The sequence below is a fragment of the Oceanobacillus halotolerans genome (assembly GCF_010993955.1).
Classification (GTDB): domain Bacteria; phylum Bacillota; class Bacilli; order Bacillales; family Amphibacillaceae; genus Oceanibacillus_A; species Oceanibacillus_A halotolerans.
In genome coordinates, this window is the sequence record NZ_WIXL01000005.1 from 210,250 (window position 1) to 227,097 (window position 16,848).

Here is a 16,848-nt window from a genome sequence, read left to right on the forward strand (position 1 = left end):
TGGAAAACAGGATAATTCCAACAATCAATTATCCTGTTTTTACTAATTATAATTTAAATTGACGTACCAACCCATTTAATTCTTCGGCTAGTTTTGCTAAATCATCACTACTTTGTGATACTTCTTCCATAGAACTCGACGTTTGTTGGGATGATGCAGATGTCTGTTCAATTCCTGCTGCTGATTCCTCTGATATGGCAGCGATTTCTTGAATAGAACCATTCATTTGCTGACTGTTTGCTGCAATATCTGCTAGATTATCAGACACTATTTTAATGTTTGCCGCCATTTCTGTAACAAATGAACTGATACCTTTAAACGTTTCACCAGTTGTTTCAATTTGTTTTGTACCTTCCTCTACTTCTGTATAGCCATCCTGAAGGGAAGAAGTCACAATACTAGATTCGTTTTGAATGGTTGATACGATTTCCGTAATATCTGTTACTGATTCAGATACTTGTTCTGCAAGTTTTCGCACTTCATCTGCAACAACAGCAAAACCTTTTCCGTGTTCTCCTGCTCTGGCAGCTTCAATTGCAGCATTTAATGCTAATAAATTCGTTTGATCGGCAATATCTTTAATCACATTAACCAATGTTGATATTTCCTGTGACTGTTTATCCAACCCTTGTACCTTTTGGACCGCTTCTTGAACGATTTGGTCGATTTTGGCCATTTGTTGTGTTGATTTTTCCATTAATTGACTGCCTTCATCTGTCATCGTTAGTACTTCATTAGAAGCATGTTGCACAAGTTCTCCATTTTCGTTTGCTTCTTGTACTTTTGTCGTAAATGTTCCCATTACAGTTGACAATTCACTAGAGCTACTTGCCTGTTTTTCAGATCCTGATGCTAATTCCTGCATCGTTGTAGCAATCTGTTCGGAGCCAGCCTTCACCTCATTTGCAGATTGGGTTAACTCTTCACTTTGACTGCCTACTGTTTCAGATACTTGAGAAACTTGTTTAATCACATTTCGTAGATTCGCACTCATTATATTAACTGCATAAGCTAATTTTCCAATTTCATCGTTCCCATTATAATCAATATCTTCAACTACAAGGTCCCCATCAGCAATTTTTGTACTCACACTTACTACTTTATTTAAGTTACGTGAAACGACTCGACTAATAAAAAATACAAGTAATGCACCAATCACGATTGATACAATGATGGATGTAATTTGCACAATCATCGCTAGTTCTTGACTTTCCTTAGTCTCGGTGACAGCTAATTCTCGCTCTTCATTAACAGTAGTTTCCAAATTCCCTAGTAAATCAACCGTTTCTGATCGAAGTTCATTTGCTTGAGAAACAAAGGTTACTGCGGCATTTTTATCACCTTTATTTAATGCAGGAACAATATTTTCTAAAAATAAATTATTTATTTGCTTGTCATTGGCTACAATTTGATCAAATAAATCCTGTTGTTCTGGTGTATCCATCCTTTCTTTTAGATCAGCTTCTAAGGTGTTAAACTCCTCACGGCGACTTTCATATTCTTGGATATATAGATCGTTTTCATCTTGCAAATAGCTAATTATACGAATACCTTTAGACCGAGTTAAAGACCCCATTTCTGTAATAGATATCGAGCGATCCCCTCTGCGTTCTAAAGCATCAACATCGTTTCCAATATTATTAATTAGAATCGTAACAACAGCTGATGAAGCTCCAACTAGCCCAAGAACAATAAACAAAATAAGTCCATATTTCCAACCAATTTTTAGATTTTTAAATTTTAACTTATTAAACACATTTCTCACTCCAATATCTTTTGTATAGTTATAAACCGTATCTCTGCTTCTTGAATTCGTCCTCGTGTAAAAGGTTTCACGATGAAGGCATTTTTTCTAGCTTTAATAGCATCGATCACCATATATTAATCTAGTAATAAATAAATATGTTTATCACCGATTTCCTCATAACGCACTGTGACATGAAGTGCTGTTTTATGTCCTGAGAGGCTTGTATTTCCTTGCATTATCAGCTTTTGTCCCTATACTTGTATTTGACATAACGTAATCACGCTCCTCCAGCATCAATAAAAAAAGCTATTCTAATTGAATAGAATAGCCAACCCACTAGTAAAATTGGTAGCCAGGCGATCATAGTTTTTAACAAGAACCGTAGACCCTTTGCTTTGCGTCCTATCTTTTCAGATAGTTTGCCTTTATCTTCTATTTTTAAATTTTTATGTAATCTATTGTGAGTCATTATAACTGAAAAAACAATAAAGCTTGACTCATTCGGTGGGGGTTTTCCCTTCAAGCCCCACCGAATGTTAGTTGAACTTGAACTTCACTTTTACTGGCAGTTATCCCCCACTTATAATTCTTTGTTTCTCGAAGTCTTGAAGTGGAGGGTTACGACGTACAGGACGTACTAGTGCTGACGTTGCGATTGACGTGGCGTTCTTAGTCAGCCTGCCAGTTAACACGTGATAAAATTCTACAAAATCTGACAATTTGATAGTATTCCTTTGTTTGCTATCTTTTTTCATCGATTCCTTCTATATCATAGTTCGGAACAATTAACACTTCAACACGTCTATTTTTAGCTCGATTTTCCTCACTGTCATTTGGTACAACAGGCTGATATTCTCCATACCCTTTTGCACTAAACCGCTCTGGTTCGAGTTTTTCATTTGTCAAAATATGAGTCATAAAGTTAACAGCGCGTGTAACACTCAACTCCCAGTTTGATGCATAATCGCTATTCTTAATCGGAACATCATCCGTGTGGCCACTAATAATGATCTGGTGTGGTGGGTCAGTATAAAGGAACTCTGAAATTTCTTCTGCTAATTCCTTTCCTTCTTCCTTTACCTCAGCACTTCCAGAATCAAATGAAACCTCATTCAATATTGTAATATATAAGCCTTCTCCTGTTAGCTTTGTTGCAAGTATTTCTGACAAATTATTTTCTTCAATGTAAGCATTAATTTCTTCCTGCAAAGCCTCCAACATTAACCGCTCTTGTTCTCCTTCTGTGATTTCTTCTGATTCTTCCTCCACTGGCTGCTGTTCATTTTGCTGGGTATCAATTGGAGTTGGATCTCCTTCTTCAAAAATACCATCATTGCCACTAAATTCCTGATTAAAAACTTCTGTTAATTCTTTATACTTTTGGGTATCAATTTCACTCATCGCAAATAATACAATAAATAAAGCAACTAATAATGTTAGCATATCAGCATAAGGAAGTAACCAGGATTCATCCATATGAGAATTATGATTACGCTGTTTCTTTTTTCTCATTTTCGTCCTCCTGATTGATCGTTGCTAATTCTTTTTGTGATAAGTATGACCCTAACTTATCTTGTATCACTTGTGGTGAATCCCCATTCGTAATGGAGAGAATTCCTTCTATCATGATTTGCTTTACTAATACTTCATTTTTGGATTTCTCGCGAAGTTTATTAGCAAATGGGTGCCATAGGACATATCCAGAAAATATCCCAAATAATGTTGCTATAAATGCAGCAGAAATAGCTTTCCCTAAAGCTTCTATGTCGTTTAAATCACCAAGTGCGGCAATCAAACCAATTACAGCTCCCAGTACCCCGAGTGTTGGTGCGTATGTACCTGCTTGTGTGAAAATGGACGCACCTTTCTCATGGCGTTGTTCCATCGCATCGATCTTTTCGAGCATCACATCTTGGATAAACTCGTTTGATTGTCCATCAATAGCTAATTGTAATCCAGATGATAGAAATGGATCATTAATTTCATCCACTTCTTTTTCCAATGCTAACAATCCTTCTCTCCGACTTACATCAGCCCAGTTTGTGAAGTTGCCAATAAGTCCTTTTATATCTTGATTCTCTTCTTCGGTAAAGATAATTTTGAGAAGAGCGGGGACTTTTTTTAACGAACTGAGTGGAAATGAAATACAGACTGCCGCTAAAGTTCCTAAGAAAATAATTAACAGAGCAGCTGGGTTTAAAAGTGCAACGATACTAACACCTTTTAATACCATTCCAACTCCAATCGCTATAATTCCAATGATAATACCAAAAACCGATGTCTTATCCATTTTCATCCTCCAATCAACGAAATAAAGTTTTTTCATTTCCAACATAATTGAATGTATTAAAGTTAGTAGCTTCTTCTATTATATTAAATAAAGCTAGCACTTAAGTAGCATACGACTTTTTACCTGTATATACAATAGATTTTCACATATTCAAAAATGAAAATTTTTTCTGAAAATTTCCGTTAAACGACAAAATACGTTAATATACGACACGAATGAACGTGTTGTTTTTAAAAATCTTAGAAAAACTCGCATTCGCTCGTCCTTTTGCGAATGTGTTAGTTTTTCTTATACTTAGGCATTAAAATTTTAGCAACGTCGAGTCTACTTCTTAGCTAAAATTTTATACTTTCCTAACGTAGAACAAAAGCTAGAAGCGCCTTGATTACCCCGAGATTAGAAAGCTTGGCTTGTCGCCGAGTGGCGACAAGCCTTAGTTGCATTTATGCAGTAAGAAAGTTTTTTTAGCTACCAAGCATAAGCCAAGCCTCGTCGTGGCGCTTTTTGCGCGTAATGTGGATTGACTTATGACCTCGAGGGGGTAGGCGCTGGCCGATGAAAACTCGCGCGTCCTTATGTCTATCGGCACTAGGACGTCAATCGCTCGAAGCTGGACGTGACCTTTCCTATAAAAGGCAGTGATGAGGCCAACTTTTTCTTTCTTTTAAAAAAGAGTAGTCGGTCATACAAACCTCTACTCCCTATCATTTCTTCTATTTAGTTTTATGGGTCTCCTATTTCCGATTTAAATCCTTTATTTCAGTGCCAGGGTAATAAAATTGAATAATTTCTTTATAGTTTTTTCCATTTTCCCCCATTACTTGTGCACCCCATTGACTCATCCCGACACCATGACCAAATCCCCTTCCACTAAGCGTATATTTTTCCTCATCAGCTTCCAAGGAATCAAGTAAATAGCTTTTAAAAGAATTTCCACCAATCATAGGCCGAATTTGATTTAGCGGAACATCATCCAATTTAACTTGTTGAAACAAAATCGTTCCTTCCATTAAACGGCGTAAAAACTCTATTGTTATTGAGCCTTGTACACTACGTCCAGATGCTAACTTTTCCTCACTTAAAGAAAAATGGGGAATCGATAGAATCTTAATCTCACCTGGATATCCATTTTTTTGTAACCAACTTTTCATGGTTTCCGTTATTTCTGGATCTTGTTCATTTTCCATGATCCACCAAAAGGGGTCATCCCAATTTATTTCATCTAAATCTATTTGTGTTTTGTGTAAGCTAAATTCCCAGGGATGTGTGGGATCAAATGGATCCTCTTTGACTGGAAAGTATGGTTTCGATTCCCCTCCCCATACATTTTCATTACTTTCTGTTTTTCCGCCATTACTAGCAGAATAAAATGCATTGATAAGCTCGTCATCATATGTGATGACTTCTCCTTTTGTTTCCTCTACAGCCTGTGTTGTTGTTTCATCCCATTCATAACCTCCATATACTTGGTATTGAATGGTATCATCAATTAACTTATCCACATGACTAACAGCATACGTTCTTGCAGCTAATGTTTGTGCTTTTAACGTTTCTAATTCCCAAGATGGAAATACTTCAAGTGGGACAACCCCTTTTAAATAGTCTTCTAATGGAAGTTGATTAATTGGACGAATATACTTTTTTTCCTCGATAACAAATTCCATCGCGCCTAAATAAGGACGTTCATTTACGTAAATCTGGTGATCCTCACTATATCTTTTTGGGTATAACACAAACGAGTCATTTATAGTATAAGAGTCACCTCCCCCTTTTAAGACGAGTGTATTATCATTTTTCACCTTTAGTGTATAGGTTTCACCAGATTTAACGTTTACAGTAGGATGAAGATTGAAATAATCCCCATTCACTTCGATGCTAAGTGAATCGGTCTCACCAATGTGATTCAATAATTTCACGGTGACCATTTCATCAGCATGACTTGGTTCTGGAAATAAACACGTAACAATGGCTAGTAAAAATAATAGTAAGTATCTCATATTATTATAATTGCTTCATTTTATTGGCATTATGCACACTAAAACAGGAATTTATGACAAAATTTAGCGCCAACGCAGACGTGTTTCAACTTTACAACATCCCTTCCGCTCCTCTTCCATTGGTTCAAATGTTAAGGAAAGACTGTCAGGGGTATAATCTATTTTTACATCAGCATTTATATCTAATGTATCAATTAACCGTTTTACTTCTTCTTTATCATTGACCTGTGCAGCTTCCATTAATTTTTCATCAAATTCTTTGGACGATCCTAGTTTATCTAATACACGATTTATATCTTGAATGAGGGGTTGCATATAATTTGCCGACTCGTAAAGATAATCTGGATTGACAGGTGGATATTGGGGACGATACATGTATGGAGTCCATGCAGGTCCGACTATATAGCAATTGAATGGAGGTATCCAATAATACATAAACTACTCTCCTCCTCTAATAATGTTTACTTATATTTAGCTTATGCAAGTAACAAATAAGAGCGAATAAAATTATTTACGTTTTTCCCATCACATAATTTAACTACTTTAGAAAAAACTAATCAAAAAGTTTATAGGGGGTATTTTTTTGGGCATTTTAGATGGTAAACAACAAGAAGAACCGTTTCATTCAGGCGAGGTATTTCATTTATGGTCCTATTTACATGGAACCAAAGCGAGCTTAGTTACCTTACAAGTTCTAACTAATCATACAGGAGATTATGATTTAAAAACTTTTTTAGAAGATGTGTATGAGAGCTGTTTCACCCAAGAAGAACAACAAGTGGAAGCTCTTTTAAAAGAAACAGGAATACGTCTTCCTCCTGCACCGCCAGATCGACCGAATGTTGAAGTACAAGATATCCCTGCAGGTGCCAGGTTTCAAGATCCTGAAATAGCTTTATTAACCCAGAAAGAATTGAGCAACGGAAGAATGATCTGTAGTTACATCATGGGGATTGCGCTTCGTGAAGATATCGCAACGATGTTCGATGAATTTCATACACAAAAAGCAGAATATGAAGCAAAACTTTTACAAATTTCAAAAGAGAAAGGTTGGATTGTATCGCCACCAATTAATGTCAAATAAGACTATACAAACACTGGAGTGAGTTAAATGGCAAAAAAAAATAAAACAATGATTATCATTGCTATTGGATCTATCCCACTAATCATGACATTAGGAAATTCCATGCTTATCCCCATTTTACCAGCAATGAAGTCTTCCTTAAATCTATCCCAAATGCAAGTCAGTCTGACAATTACCGTTTTTTCAATTGCTGGTGCTGTTTTTATTCCAATCGTTGGCTATTTATCTGATCGCTATTCTCGAAAAATCGTGATTATCCCATCACTCATTCTTTTTGGACTTGGAGGGCTTCTAGCTGGACTAGGAGCTTCAGTATTATCAAATGGGTATACATGGGTTCTCATCGGTCGTACCATTCAAGGTATTGGTGCTGCTGGTACTGCACCAATTGCAATGGCTCTTACAGGGGACTTATTTAAAGGTGGCGAACAAAGTCGAGTCTTAGGAATATTCGAGGCATCAAATGGTTTAGGGAAAGTATTATCTCCTATTTTAGGATCTATTTTAGCTATCATGGTTTGGTATGCTGTATTTTTCGCCTTTCCCATCATTTGTTTAATTTCTTTTTTACTCGTCCTTATTTTTGTTAAAGAAAAACAAAATCGCCAAGCTCCTCCTCCCTTTCGAAAATATATACATGGTTTATTAGGGGTTTTCAAACAAGAAGGGAGGTGGCTCATAACAACATATATTGCTGGTGGAACATGTCTATTTACCTTATTTGGAATCCTCTTCTTTTTGTCCGATATTTTAGAAAAGGATTATAACATTGATGGGGTACCAAAAGGGTTTATATTAGCAATCCCTTTGCTCATCATGGTTACAACATCCTATATTACTGGTAGCAAAATTGGAAAGAACTTAGAAAAAATGAAAAAAATTATGATTATCGGTTTTATCTTGATGACCATTTCCTATGGAACATTAGTCTTTTTTGAAAAATTAGCTCTATTTCTAGCTATTTTAGGGATTAGTAGTGTTGGAGCAGGGCTTATCTTACCATGTGTTAACAGTCTCATTACTGGAGCAGTTGGAAAAGAACGTAGAGGCTTTGTAACATCTCTATATGGGTCTGTTCGATTTCTAGGTGTTGCAGCCGGACCACCTATTTTTTCCCGTTTAATGGAATGGTCCCGTAACGGTATGTTTTTATCGGTGGCTGCTTTTACCTTTTTAGTTGGTATTCTTGTGTTATTACTGCTGCATGTCAAAGGAAAAGATGGAAAAGACAAGAAAACAACACCGATTCGATACAAGTATATTTGATGTCTTTATTTTAGTCTCTGTGTCCTTTCACCTTCGTAGTTCACCTATATTGCGAATAATAACTGCATTGATCTCGGCTTCGGACAGTCGCTTTTTCTGAGATGGTAAGTAAAGTGAGACCCCTAGAACCATGTGGCGAGTTGAGGAGGCTCATGGCTTACCCTAAGGTGCGCGAAGTATATTTCCTGAGTAGATATAGGCACCGTTTCAAGTTACGACGCATAATTAATCAACTCACTAAAACTTCATCACTTAAAACGATCATTTTAAGAAAAGCCTTTATTTAAGCTTATTGACTGACTAAAAAATATGTAAGATGCTCCACTTGCTTGATAATGTTAATGTTTCTTACGCCAACTAGGAATGATACGCCAAGCAAAGTTGATCCGATAGATAACATCTACAACGGTTGTGGCGATCCATTGACTTGTAATCGCTAGAAAAATTATTTTCCAGTCAATTAATGCCGCAGTCAGTAAAAAGATACATGTATTAATATAAAATAAGGGCTTACCAGGGGGAATAGCTCGTCCATACGCTATCATAATAGCGATGACACCGACACCACCATTAGATACGCCATTTTTCATTAGAATCCCAATGCCTGTCCCAAGAAAAATGGATCCAATCAATAAATCAAAAAACAAGTTTCGATTCGGAATGGTAACGTATGTTTCAAAAAAATCAATCGATAAAGAAGTCATCGTTATTCCCATAAAAGTCCATAAGAAAAAACGTTTCCCTAAGTAGTTTATCCCAACTAGCACTAACGAGAAATTAACGATCCAAAGAGCAGGCCCCATCCCGATGGAAAACCAATAATTTAAGATTACCGCTAAACCGCCCGCACCTCCAGATGGAATGGCATGGGGAAATAAAAATAAACCCATGCCAAACCCTTGAAAAATACCACCTAACATGACAAATAAATATTTTTTCAAGAATGCTTCCATCTGTTTCGGCTCCCTCTTTTTTTCTACTATTAGGACAACTCCTCCTTTACATTCATATTCATGATAAATCAAATCATGACAGCATGTGCTTATTATTAGGCAGTTTTATAAAAGATTGTTACTTTCTAGTATGAAACATCATGCATATAAGATGGATTATACGCAGTAACTAGAATATGCACATTGCTTCGCTTCGGAAAAACACTTCGCTTTCCGCGGGGGAGTGGTGAGCCTCCTCGGGCTAGCGCCCTGTGGGGTCTCACCGATCTCCTTCCCGCAGGAGTCTCCGTGTTTTTCCTACGCTAGCTCGTGGTCTAATCATATTTAGATCATCATTGATGCTAATATAATAGTTGATTGGAGCGAAGGACAGTCGACTCCTGCAGGAAAAGCACGTGTCCAGACCTGAGCAGGAAGTGGTCTTCTTCCGAGGAGGCTGAGGCCGTGCCTGCGGTAAAGAAGACACTGTGAAAACGTAAAGTTTGAACAGATGTCGCACTTATGCCCATGGTGAAAGCAAAGTGTATTTCCGGAGCGGGTAAATGCTCCAACCATCACCTCAAGTTACTGCGCATAATATAGATTATGCGCAGTAGAAAAAAACAAAGTATGTGAAAAGATCCTAATAAAAATAGAATGCAATTTATTTCACTTTAAACGATTCATACAAATACCGAACTAATGTATTACTGTCAAATATAGGTAAGTCCGTTACTTCTCGTATGGCATATTTATATGGCGGCATATTCGTACATTCTAATACAATAGCAGTAATAGCGGGATGTTGGGTTAATAAATCCATTGTTACCTTTTTCATTTCTTTTGCAATTGTAACTTGATCTAATATGGCGGTTTCTTCCACAATTGCAGCAGTAAAGGCTGGCGAATTATCCATTCCAGCAATGACAAAGGGATCATCTGTCACTTTCACGCTTTTTAAATGTTGATCTGTCAAGCTTGCCTTTCGTGCCGTTAACACACCTACCGTTCCACCTGTGAGTGCATGTGCCAATGGGATTTGCAATAAACTGGAGGAGAAAAATGGAACACGTAATTGTTGTTGAATTTCTTGTTGGAACAACGCTAGAAACCCACAACTTGTCGTAATCGCTTTAATACCTCTTTTCTCCATTTGCTTTGCCTTCTCAACAAACGGCCCAACAACCGCCCTATCTTTCTTTTTCACCACACGGTCAATGGTAGCATGACTGACCATTTCATAGTCTACCGGAAATCCAAATGTAGATGGATTGCCTATATCCCCTTTTGGCCGATAAAAACTCGTATCTAACATTAAAACACCAATGATTGGCTTTTGCATTAAATAAACCACACTAATAAACCAATTAGTAAAAAGTATAATGAATTAGGAAGTGCTAATATCATAACCTTTAATGGGTCTACTTTTTTATTTAATATACCACCAATTAAACCACAAACAACAAATGCAGTTAACCCAACTGGTGGCATATTTTGACCAGCTGCTGCAATATGAGAAGCACCTAAGGCAATTAGGGTTGGATCCACATTCATATTTTCTAAAATAGGGCCAAGAAACGTAATATTTACTGATTGAGCTGTTGTCTGTGATCCAGTAAGCATCCCTACTACAACCACAGATAAGGACCCACCTATTTTTACCATAGATGATGCTAACCCTTCTGTCATTAAAGCCACTTTATCAATTAAGCCAGAAGCATAAAACACACCAACCATCACACCAGCACATAGTTGAATTTGTACCGTTTGACTTACTTTACTAATACCGTTTTTAAATACACCTTTTGTTTGTTTGCGTACAGACGGAAAAAGAAAGCTAACGATAATAGCTACAATGATTGCACTAACAACTTGGAATGTAACACCTTGCACGATTGGAATATCCATTAGTGGGTTTGTAATCGCTGCCAAAAATCCAATTTCTATAAAAATATTGTAATCAAAAAGGGTATTTGCCATCACAATGATAATTAAGACGAGTAGTGGAATTAATGTCTTCCATCTATCTGCTAAAATTTGAAAGACAGATTGTGTAGGAATGAGTTCTTGAGGCATCTTTTTCCCGCGGACAAAACGAAATGATTCTAAAATAGCGAGTGCTGCGCCTAATGTAACTGTTATATAAGCAATACGAATAACAGGGTTTGGATCTGTATCTACTAGAGAAGCGGAAAGGAATACACCCTGTGTGATCGGAGGCATAATCGAACCAATGGATGCACCAAGTAAGATAATCATCCCAATTTGTTCGGGTTTTAATTTTAACTCTGAAAGGGAATTAATAATTAGAAAGCCAATTACAGTTGCTGCAGCAATGGCATCTCCGAGAAATGACCCAGCAATAATCAACGTAATAAATATCGCAACAATTAATCCTTTTGGAGAGCTTCCAAACGCGGCTCTTAAACTATTAAGGGTTGTATCCATCGCACCGAGCTTTACTTGTGATTCCGCGTAGAGACTACCGAAAATCGATAACATAATAACCCATGATAACCGATCAATTCCATCTACAAAAGCCCACAGTGTTTCTCCAGGATTTAGGCCAGCTATAACAGCTGAAGAAAGAGCTGCTACCAAAAGCGCAATCCGAATATCACCGCCAATTTTTGGAATTTGCTTAACCAATGCAATCGTAAATAACAATGCTAATGGTATAATAATCTCCCACATATTTACCCTCCCCCTTTTCTCCCTTATACAGCTTTCAACCGTTTGAACTGTAACGGTTTTAATAATGACTGATCTTCTTTACGGTTCTCTACTAAACTCACAACTAATTTCCCAGTAATAGGAGCAAGTGCAATCCCATCCCCCTCATGACCAGCAGCAATGACAAATCCCTCGACACCTTCGACTTTATCAATGATAGGTAATCCATCTCCTGTATATGGTCTAAATCCTACCATGGACCGAATAATCCGAATCGGTTTTATGGCGGGTGCAATGCGGGTTGCGTGTCTTGCAATAGCAGCTAAAATCTCATCATTGATCGCCTTCTGAAACCCTTTAAATTCTCGACTTCCTCCAATTAATAAGTTGCCACTTTTCGTTTGACCAAGAGACAGGCCAATCCCATATGGGGGTTTCTTTTTATTTTCCTCATCTGTTTGATGTTTTGCAGCAATATATTGGGAGCATAGAATATTACCAAATATCATTGGGTTGATTTTTTCGGAAATTAAAATAACACCCCGGCGTGGCATAATCGTTAACCCTACACCAGCCATTTCTGCTATTTTCCCAGCAAAAGGACCTCCAGCATTAACGACCAATTCTGTTGCAATATAGCCGCTAGTTGTTTTTACTCCCACTACTTTTCCGTTTTGAATATCGATATCGATTACTTCTGTATGGGTACGAATATCGACTCCCCTTCGTTTAGCTGCTTGTGCAAATGCTTGACTTAGTTTCAACGGATTTACTTCCGCATCTTCTTTACTATACGTTGCACCGACAATATACTCTGCTAAACTTGGCTGTATCGACCTTGCTTCTTTTGAATCCAATAAGGTTACATCAATACCCGCTTTTTGCTGTTTCTTAACAAACGATTCCATGAACTCTATATGATCTTCATCCTCAATTACAATCATCCCACCTCCTTTATGAAACTCAATCGATGTTTCTAATTCTTCCTCTAAATTCTCATAGATTTGTCTACTCGCTTTTGCTAGTTTTATCGGAAAGCCAGGTTTTTTGGATTGTAGAAAAATTGCTTTGTCGCATGCACCTGAGGTTTGTGCTCCGATGTCTGTTTTTTCAACTAGTAACACATGCCGGGTTTCTGCAAGTCGATACGCAATGGACGTACCAATTACACCTCCACCTATCACAACGGCATCGTATGTTTCCATCCTTTAACAACTCCTTTACACCCTTTAAGAGGATGTTCCAAAAGTCCAGTAAAAATGACACATCTAATTTCTTCGTTGGCTTACTTTTCCGCTACCCACGTACTAATTGCTACGCTTCGCTGCTGGTAGCTTCACTGCCTCGAACTTTCGACGCAAAGGGCGTTAGCGTGAGGCGTTGCAACAGGACGCCTTAGACCTTAGCCGACTCGGTCCTTTTTATCCTCTTTTTAAAACACTCACTTTAAGTTGTTTTCCACATCGTCGTAACCTTCTCTCTTCCCTCTTCTACTTGTGGCATAAAGGTTAGTATCGCATTTTTTCGTTCTTTTTCTACTTCAGATATTGCCTGTTCCAGGGCTGACGATGGATTCTCTAGTAATCCTAGTCTAGAACTAATTGCTGTTGCTGCAAGGTTTCCCTGTGCCATTGCTACTTTTGCACCTTCAATTCCTGTTATATTACCAGCTACAAATAATCCACTTTGTGTTGTTTCCATCTCTGGACTATATAAAGGAATCGTACCACCAAGCTCCTTAATAGTTACCATTTTACAGCCAACAGATCCAGCTAATTCTGATAGTGGATAAAGCCCTCCTGAAAGGCAAACACAATCAACCTCAACGGGTATTGAATCATCTAAAACAGTCCCACCATTTCGATTTATCGGTGCAACACGGATATGGTCTACTTCCGTTTCTCCCCCTATTTCCATAACTCTTTTTCGTAAATACAATGGAATGTTCCCTATTTTTAAACCATTTGCTGGGTACCATTTTGCAGCTAGTTTTTTAACGAAAGGATTGTGTAGCATTTTACCAGCTGTTTTTAAAAGTTGATTTGGCGCAAGGTGGGACATCTTAGCTAAGTTGGTTAATAGATAATGAGGATCTGCTTTTTCTTGGGAAAACGGATTTATAGGAGGTAAATAAATTCCAACTACTTCTACCCCAGCAAGTTGTAATTCCTGCGCAATCGATAGTGATAAAGGATCGACACCAATAATTGCTACACGCTTACCTGGTTTTACACGGTGATAGTTGGTTAATACTTGTGCAGCACCAATCGCGATCACCCCTGGTTTCGTCCATCCTGGTATAGGGAGTGCTTTTTCAGCTGCACCAGTTGCTATTAACACATAGGAAGTATCAATTGTTTCACTATTTTCTAATACAACTTTCCAACCAGGGAAAATCCCCCAAGCTTCTGTTTCTTGTAGAAATTGAACACCTATTGATGTTGCCTGGTCCACTAGTTTTTCTGCTATACGTTGACCAATCCACCAACCTTTGTCAGGGACTTCATATAGTTGGCCTAGTAATTTTCCACCAGCTACGGGATTTTCATCCACAATTAATACATGTGCACCGTTTTTCCTAGCTTTTATGGCTGCACTAATCCCTGCTGGCCCTGCTCCAATTACAACAAGGTCAAATTTCATGGTGAATCTACCCCTTGTGATGAAATGAACATTCCGTCTTTTACAGTAGTAATACATGCACGTTTACTTCTAACACCATCTACAGTTACCCGACATTCAAAACAATGCCCAATTCCACAATACAAAGCACGGGGGGATTTTGCGATTTCCGAATAACGGAGAGTACGAATATTATTAGCTAGTAATGCAGCTGCAATAGATTCTCCTTCAAGAGCAGTATAGGAAGTTCCATTAAAGGTTATCGTAACCTCTCGTTTTCGTTGCTTTCCTAGAATAGGGTGATCAGCTATCCGCATCATGGATCACCCTTTCCATTCTGTGCAAGTTCAGCTAAACGTATTGGCCGTATTGGAAAATTTGTTCCTACCGAAGAAGAAATGATATTAGATTCATCAGCATAATATGTCATAACCTGTTCGACTAGCACACGACATGTTCTTCCTTGACATATTCCCATCCCTGCACGAGTTTGGAGTTTAAGTGATTTTACAGTCTGAGATCCATTCTCTATATGCGATATTAATTCTCCTAAGGTAACATCCTCACATCGACATATAATCATATCATTCACTGGCACTTCCCTCCTGCGTAAAAAATAATCATAAACATGGCAACTATCATGTACAATGGATTATGAAGTAAAAAATATGTTTATTTAAATGTATGAATTATCAGATACTTAATGCATTAATACTTTAAATTTCATACGAAAGGTGGGATAAAGTTGTTGGATAACCTGAATGTTTTAATTCTTGGAGGAGATACGCGCTACGTTGAGGTGATTGATGCTTTTGCGGATAAAGGGGCATCTGTATATGTAGCAGGTTATGACCATTTAGCACTTTCATCCTCGATACATAAGACATCAGTAAAGAATGTTAATTTCAGTAAAATGGATGCCATTATTTTACCAGTTGCAGGAACAGATACCTCTGGCAATATTGAAGCGACCTTCTCTGATGAAATTTTTATGCTTACAGAAGAACTATTAGCTCAAACGCCTAAACACTGTACCATTTATACTGGTACGGCAAATTCCTACTTGGAAAAACTTGCACAAACAACGAATCGGAAATTAGTAAAATTGTTTGCAAGAGACGATATTGCTATTATGAATTCTATCCCAACAGCAGAAGCAACTTTAAAAATCGCTATTGAAGAAACAGATGAAACGATTCATAGATCCAACGTAACCGTTTTAGGCTTTGGAAGGGTTGGAATAACAGTAGCACGGTTGTTCGGAGTAGTGGGAGCAAATGTTTATGTAGCAGCAAGAAAACCCGCTGATATAGCACGTATTACTGAAATGGGGTTAAAGGCCGTATCCTTTAATGAAATAGATAAAATAATTGGTAAGATGGACATTACCATTAATACGGTTCCCCATCATGTATTGGATGCTAAGCGAATTGCTACTATGAAGAAAAATAGTCTGATCATTGATCTTGCTTCCAAACCAGGTGGTACAGACTTTTCTGCTGCGAAACAGGAAGGAGTGCATGCTATACATGCACTCGGTTTGCCTGGGAAAACAGCAGCAAAAACAGCAGGTAAAATTATAGCAAATGTACTAACTGATGTAATTTCAACTAGTAAAACATAGAGGAATTAGTTACACCATCTGGTGGGCACTGAGATACCTTGAGCAATTCCTTTTTGCAGATTTTCAAGCTGGGATGACATTGTTATAGGATTATCTTTTTTGCCTTTTGTCTGCAACTTTACAAAAGAACGAAGAATGGATGAGTGTGTATTATATTTTCTTTCTGAAGTTTAAGACACAACCAAATTTTATATAGAGCCAAAAAAAACCTAAGATAGAATTTACCTATCTTAGGTTTTTTTATTTACTTGCCTGGCGGCGTCCTACTCTCGCAGGGGCAAAGCCCCAACTACCATCAGCGCTGGAGAGCTTAACTTCTGTGTTCGGAATGGGAACAGGTGTGACCTCTCCGCCATTGCTACCAGGCATGTATTTACCTTTACTTTTTCAAAGACAAGATATATTATATTTATTTTTTTGATAGAAATGCAAGGGCTTTTTTAAATTTATACCCTAAAAACTAAATAAGAGTCTTGTATCAACGAAACAACTAAATAGATAGTTAAGTCCTCGATCGATTAGTATCCGTCAGCTCCACGTGTTACCACGCTTCCACCTCGGACCTATCAACCTCATCGTCTCTGAGGGATCTTACTCACTCGAAGTGATGGGA

At 37.7% G+C, this 16,848-nt stretch carries 15 protein-coding genes, 2 rRNA genes and 1 riboswitch; of the genes, 3 read left to right on the top strand and 14 right to left on the bottom strand.

All coding sequences use genetic code 11. The features are described from left to right. Positions 1-46: 46 nt before the first annotated feature. From GHC26_RS08660 to GHC26_RS08680, 5 genes are all read right to left on the bottom strand, one after another. Positions 47-1,756, bottom strand: a complete 1,710-nt coding sequence (locus GHC26_RS08660; RefSeq protein ID WP_318936997.1) for a methyl-accepting chemotaxis protein — start codon at positions 1,754-1,756, stop codon at positions 47-49. Between the two features lie 335 nt (positions 1,757-2,091). Continuing rightward, positions 2,092-2,181, bottom strand: a riboswitch (cyclic di-GMP riboswitch). A gap of 307 nt (positions 2,182-2,488) precedes the next feature. Beyond that, on the bottom strand, positions 2,489-3,259 hold the full coding sequence (gene motB, locus GHC26_RS08665) for a flagellar motor protein MotB (RefSeq protein WP_163970866.1): 771 nt from the start codon (positions 3,257-3,259) through the stop codon (positions 2,489-2,491). Then, positions 3,237-4,037: a flagellar motor stator protein MotA gene (motA, locus tag GHC26_RS08670; RefSeq protein WP_163970867.1), complete on the bottom strand. Its 801-nt coding sequence runs from the start codon at positions 4,035-4,037 to the stop codon at positions 3,237-3,239. The genes motB and motA overlap by 23 nt, the downstream gene beginning before the upstream one ends. Before the next feature lie 734 nt (positions 4,038-4,771). After that, positions 4,772-6,034: a SpoIID/LytB domain-containing protein gene (locus GHC26_RS08675; RefSeq protein WP_163970868.1), complete on the bottom strand. Its 1,263-nt coding sequence runs from the start codon at positions 6,032-6,034 to the stop codon at positions 4,772-4,774. Positions 6,035-6,097: 63 nt separating this feature from the next. Then, a complete protein-coding gene (locus GHC26_RS08680; RefSeq protein WP_163970869.1) occupies positions 6,098-6,469 on the bottom strand; it encodes a hypothetical protein in 372 nt (123 codons plus the stop codon). Positions 6,470-6,617: 148 nt separating this feature from the next. Between GHC26_RS08680 and GHC26_RS08685 the strand changes: the two genes are divergently transcribed. Both GHC26_RS08685 and GHC26_RS08690 read left to right on the top strand, forming a co-directional pair. Then, positions 6,618-7,118 carry a DUF3231 family protein gene (locus GHC26_RS08685; RefSeq protein ID WP_163970870.1) on the top strand — a complete coding sequence of 167 codons (501 nt, stop codon included), beginning with the start codon at positions 6,618-6,620 and terminating at the stop codon, positions 7,116-7,118. Positions 7,119-7,145: 27 nt separating this feature from the next. After that, positions 7,146-8,384 carry an MFS transporter gene (locus tag GHC26_RS08690; RefSeq protein ID WP_163970871.1) on the top strand — a complete coding sequence of 413 codons (1,239 nt, stop codon included), beginning with the start codon at positions 7,146-7,148 and terminating at the stop codon, positions 8,382-8,384. A 338-nt stretch (positions 8,385-8,722) separates the two neighbouring features. Here the strand turns inward: GHC26_RS08690 and GHC26_RS08695 are convergent, their stop codons facing one another. The 7 genes from GHC26_RS08695 to GHC26_RS08725 form a co-directional block, all read right to left on the bottom strand. Beyond that, positions 8,723-9,337 (bottom strand): YitT family protein, encoded by a 615-nt coding sequence (locus tag GHC26_RS08695; protein ID WP_163970872.1) that lies wholly within the window; start codon positions 9,335-9,337, stop codon positions 8,723-8,725. 643 nt (positions 9,338-9,980) lie between these two features. Continuing rightward, positions 9,981-10,658 (bottom strand): aspartate/glutamate racemase family protein, encoded by a 678-nt coding sequence (locus GHC26_RS08700; RefSeq protein ID WP_163970873.1) that lies wholly within the window; start codon positions 10,656-10,658, stop codon positions 9,981-9,983. Beyond that, positions 10,658-12,010, bottom strand: coding sequence for a hypothetical protein (locus GHC26_RS08705; protein ID WP_163970874.1), 1,353 nt, complete (start codon positions 12,008-12,010; stop codon positions 10,658-10,660). The genes GHC26_RS08700 and GHC26_RS08705 overlap by 1 nt, the downstream gene beginning before the upstream one ends. A 23-nt stretch (positions 12,011-12,033) precedes the next feature. Continuing rightward, complete coding sequence (locus GHC26_RS08710) at positions 12,034-13,194, bottom strand: NAD(P)/FAD-dependent oxidoreductase (protein ID WP_163970875.1); 1,161 nt, start codon at positions 13,192-13,194, stop codon at positions 12,034-12,036. A 241-nt stretch (positions 13,195-13,435) separates the two neighbouring features. Continuing rightward, on the bottom strand, positions 13,436-14,632 hold the full coding sequence (locus GHC26_RS08715; RefSeq protein ID WP_163970876.1) for an NAD(P)/FAD-dependent oxidoreductase: 1,197 nt from the start codon (positions 14,630-14,632) through the stop codon (positions 13,436-13,438). Continuing rightward, positions 14,629-14,931 carry a (2Fe-2S)-binding protein gene (locus GHC26_RS08720; protein ID WP_163970877.1) on the bottom strand — a complete coding sequence of 101 codons (303 nt, stop codon included), beginning with the start codon at positions 14,929-14,931 and terminating at the stop codon, positions 14,629-14,631. The genes GHC26_RS08715 and GHC26_RS08720 overlap by 4 nt, the downstream gene beginning before the upstream one ends. Continuing rightward, entirely contained in the window at positions 14,928-15,194 is a 267-nt protein-coding gene (locus GHC26_RS08725; RefSeq protein ID WP_163970893.1) for a (2Fe-2S)-binding protein, read from the bottom strand. Before GHC26_RS08725 ends, GHC26_RS08720 begins: the two co-directional genes overlap by 4 nt. A 162-nt stretch (positions 15,195-15,356) precedes the next feature. On the opposite strand from GHC26_RS08725, the gene dpsA reads away from it, so the two are divergent. Then, a complete protein-coding gene (dpsA, locus tag GHC26_RS08730) occupies positions 15,357-16,235 on the top strand; it encodes a dipicolinate synthase subunit DpsA (protein WP_163970878.1) in 879 nt (292 codons plus the stop codon). A 250-nt stretch (positions 16,236-16,485) separates the two neighbouring features. Here the strand turns inward: dpsA and rrf are convergent. Then, positions 16,486-16,601 (bottom strand): 5S ribosomal RNA (gene rrf / locus GHC26_RS08735). A gap of 132 nt (positions 16,602-16,733) precedes the next feature. Next, positions 16,734-16,848, bottom strand: a 23S ribosomal RNA gene (locus tag GHC26_RS08740); the annotation flags it as partial.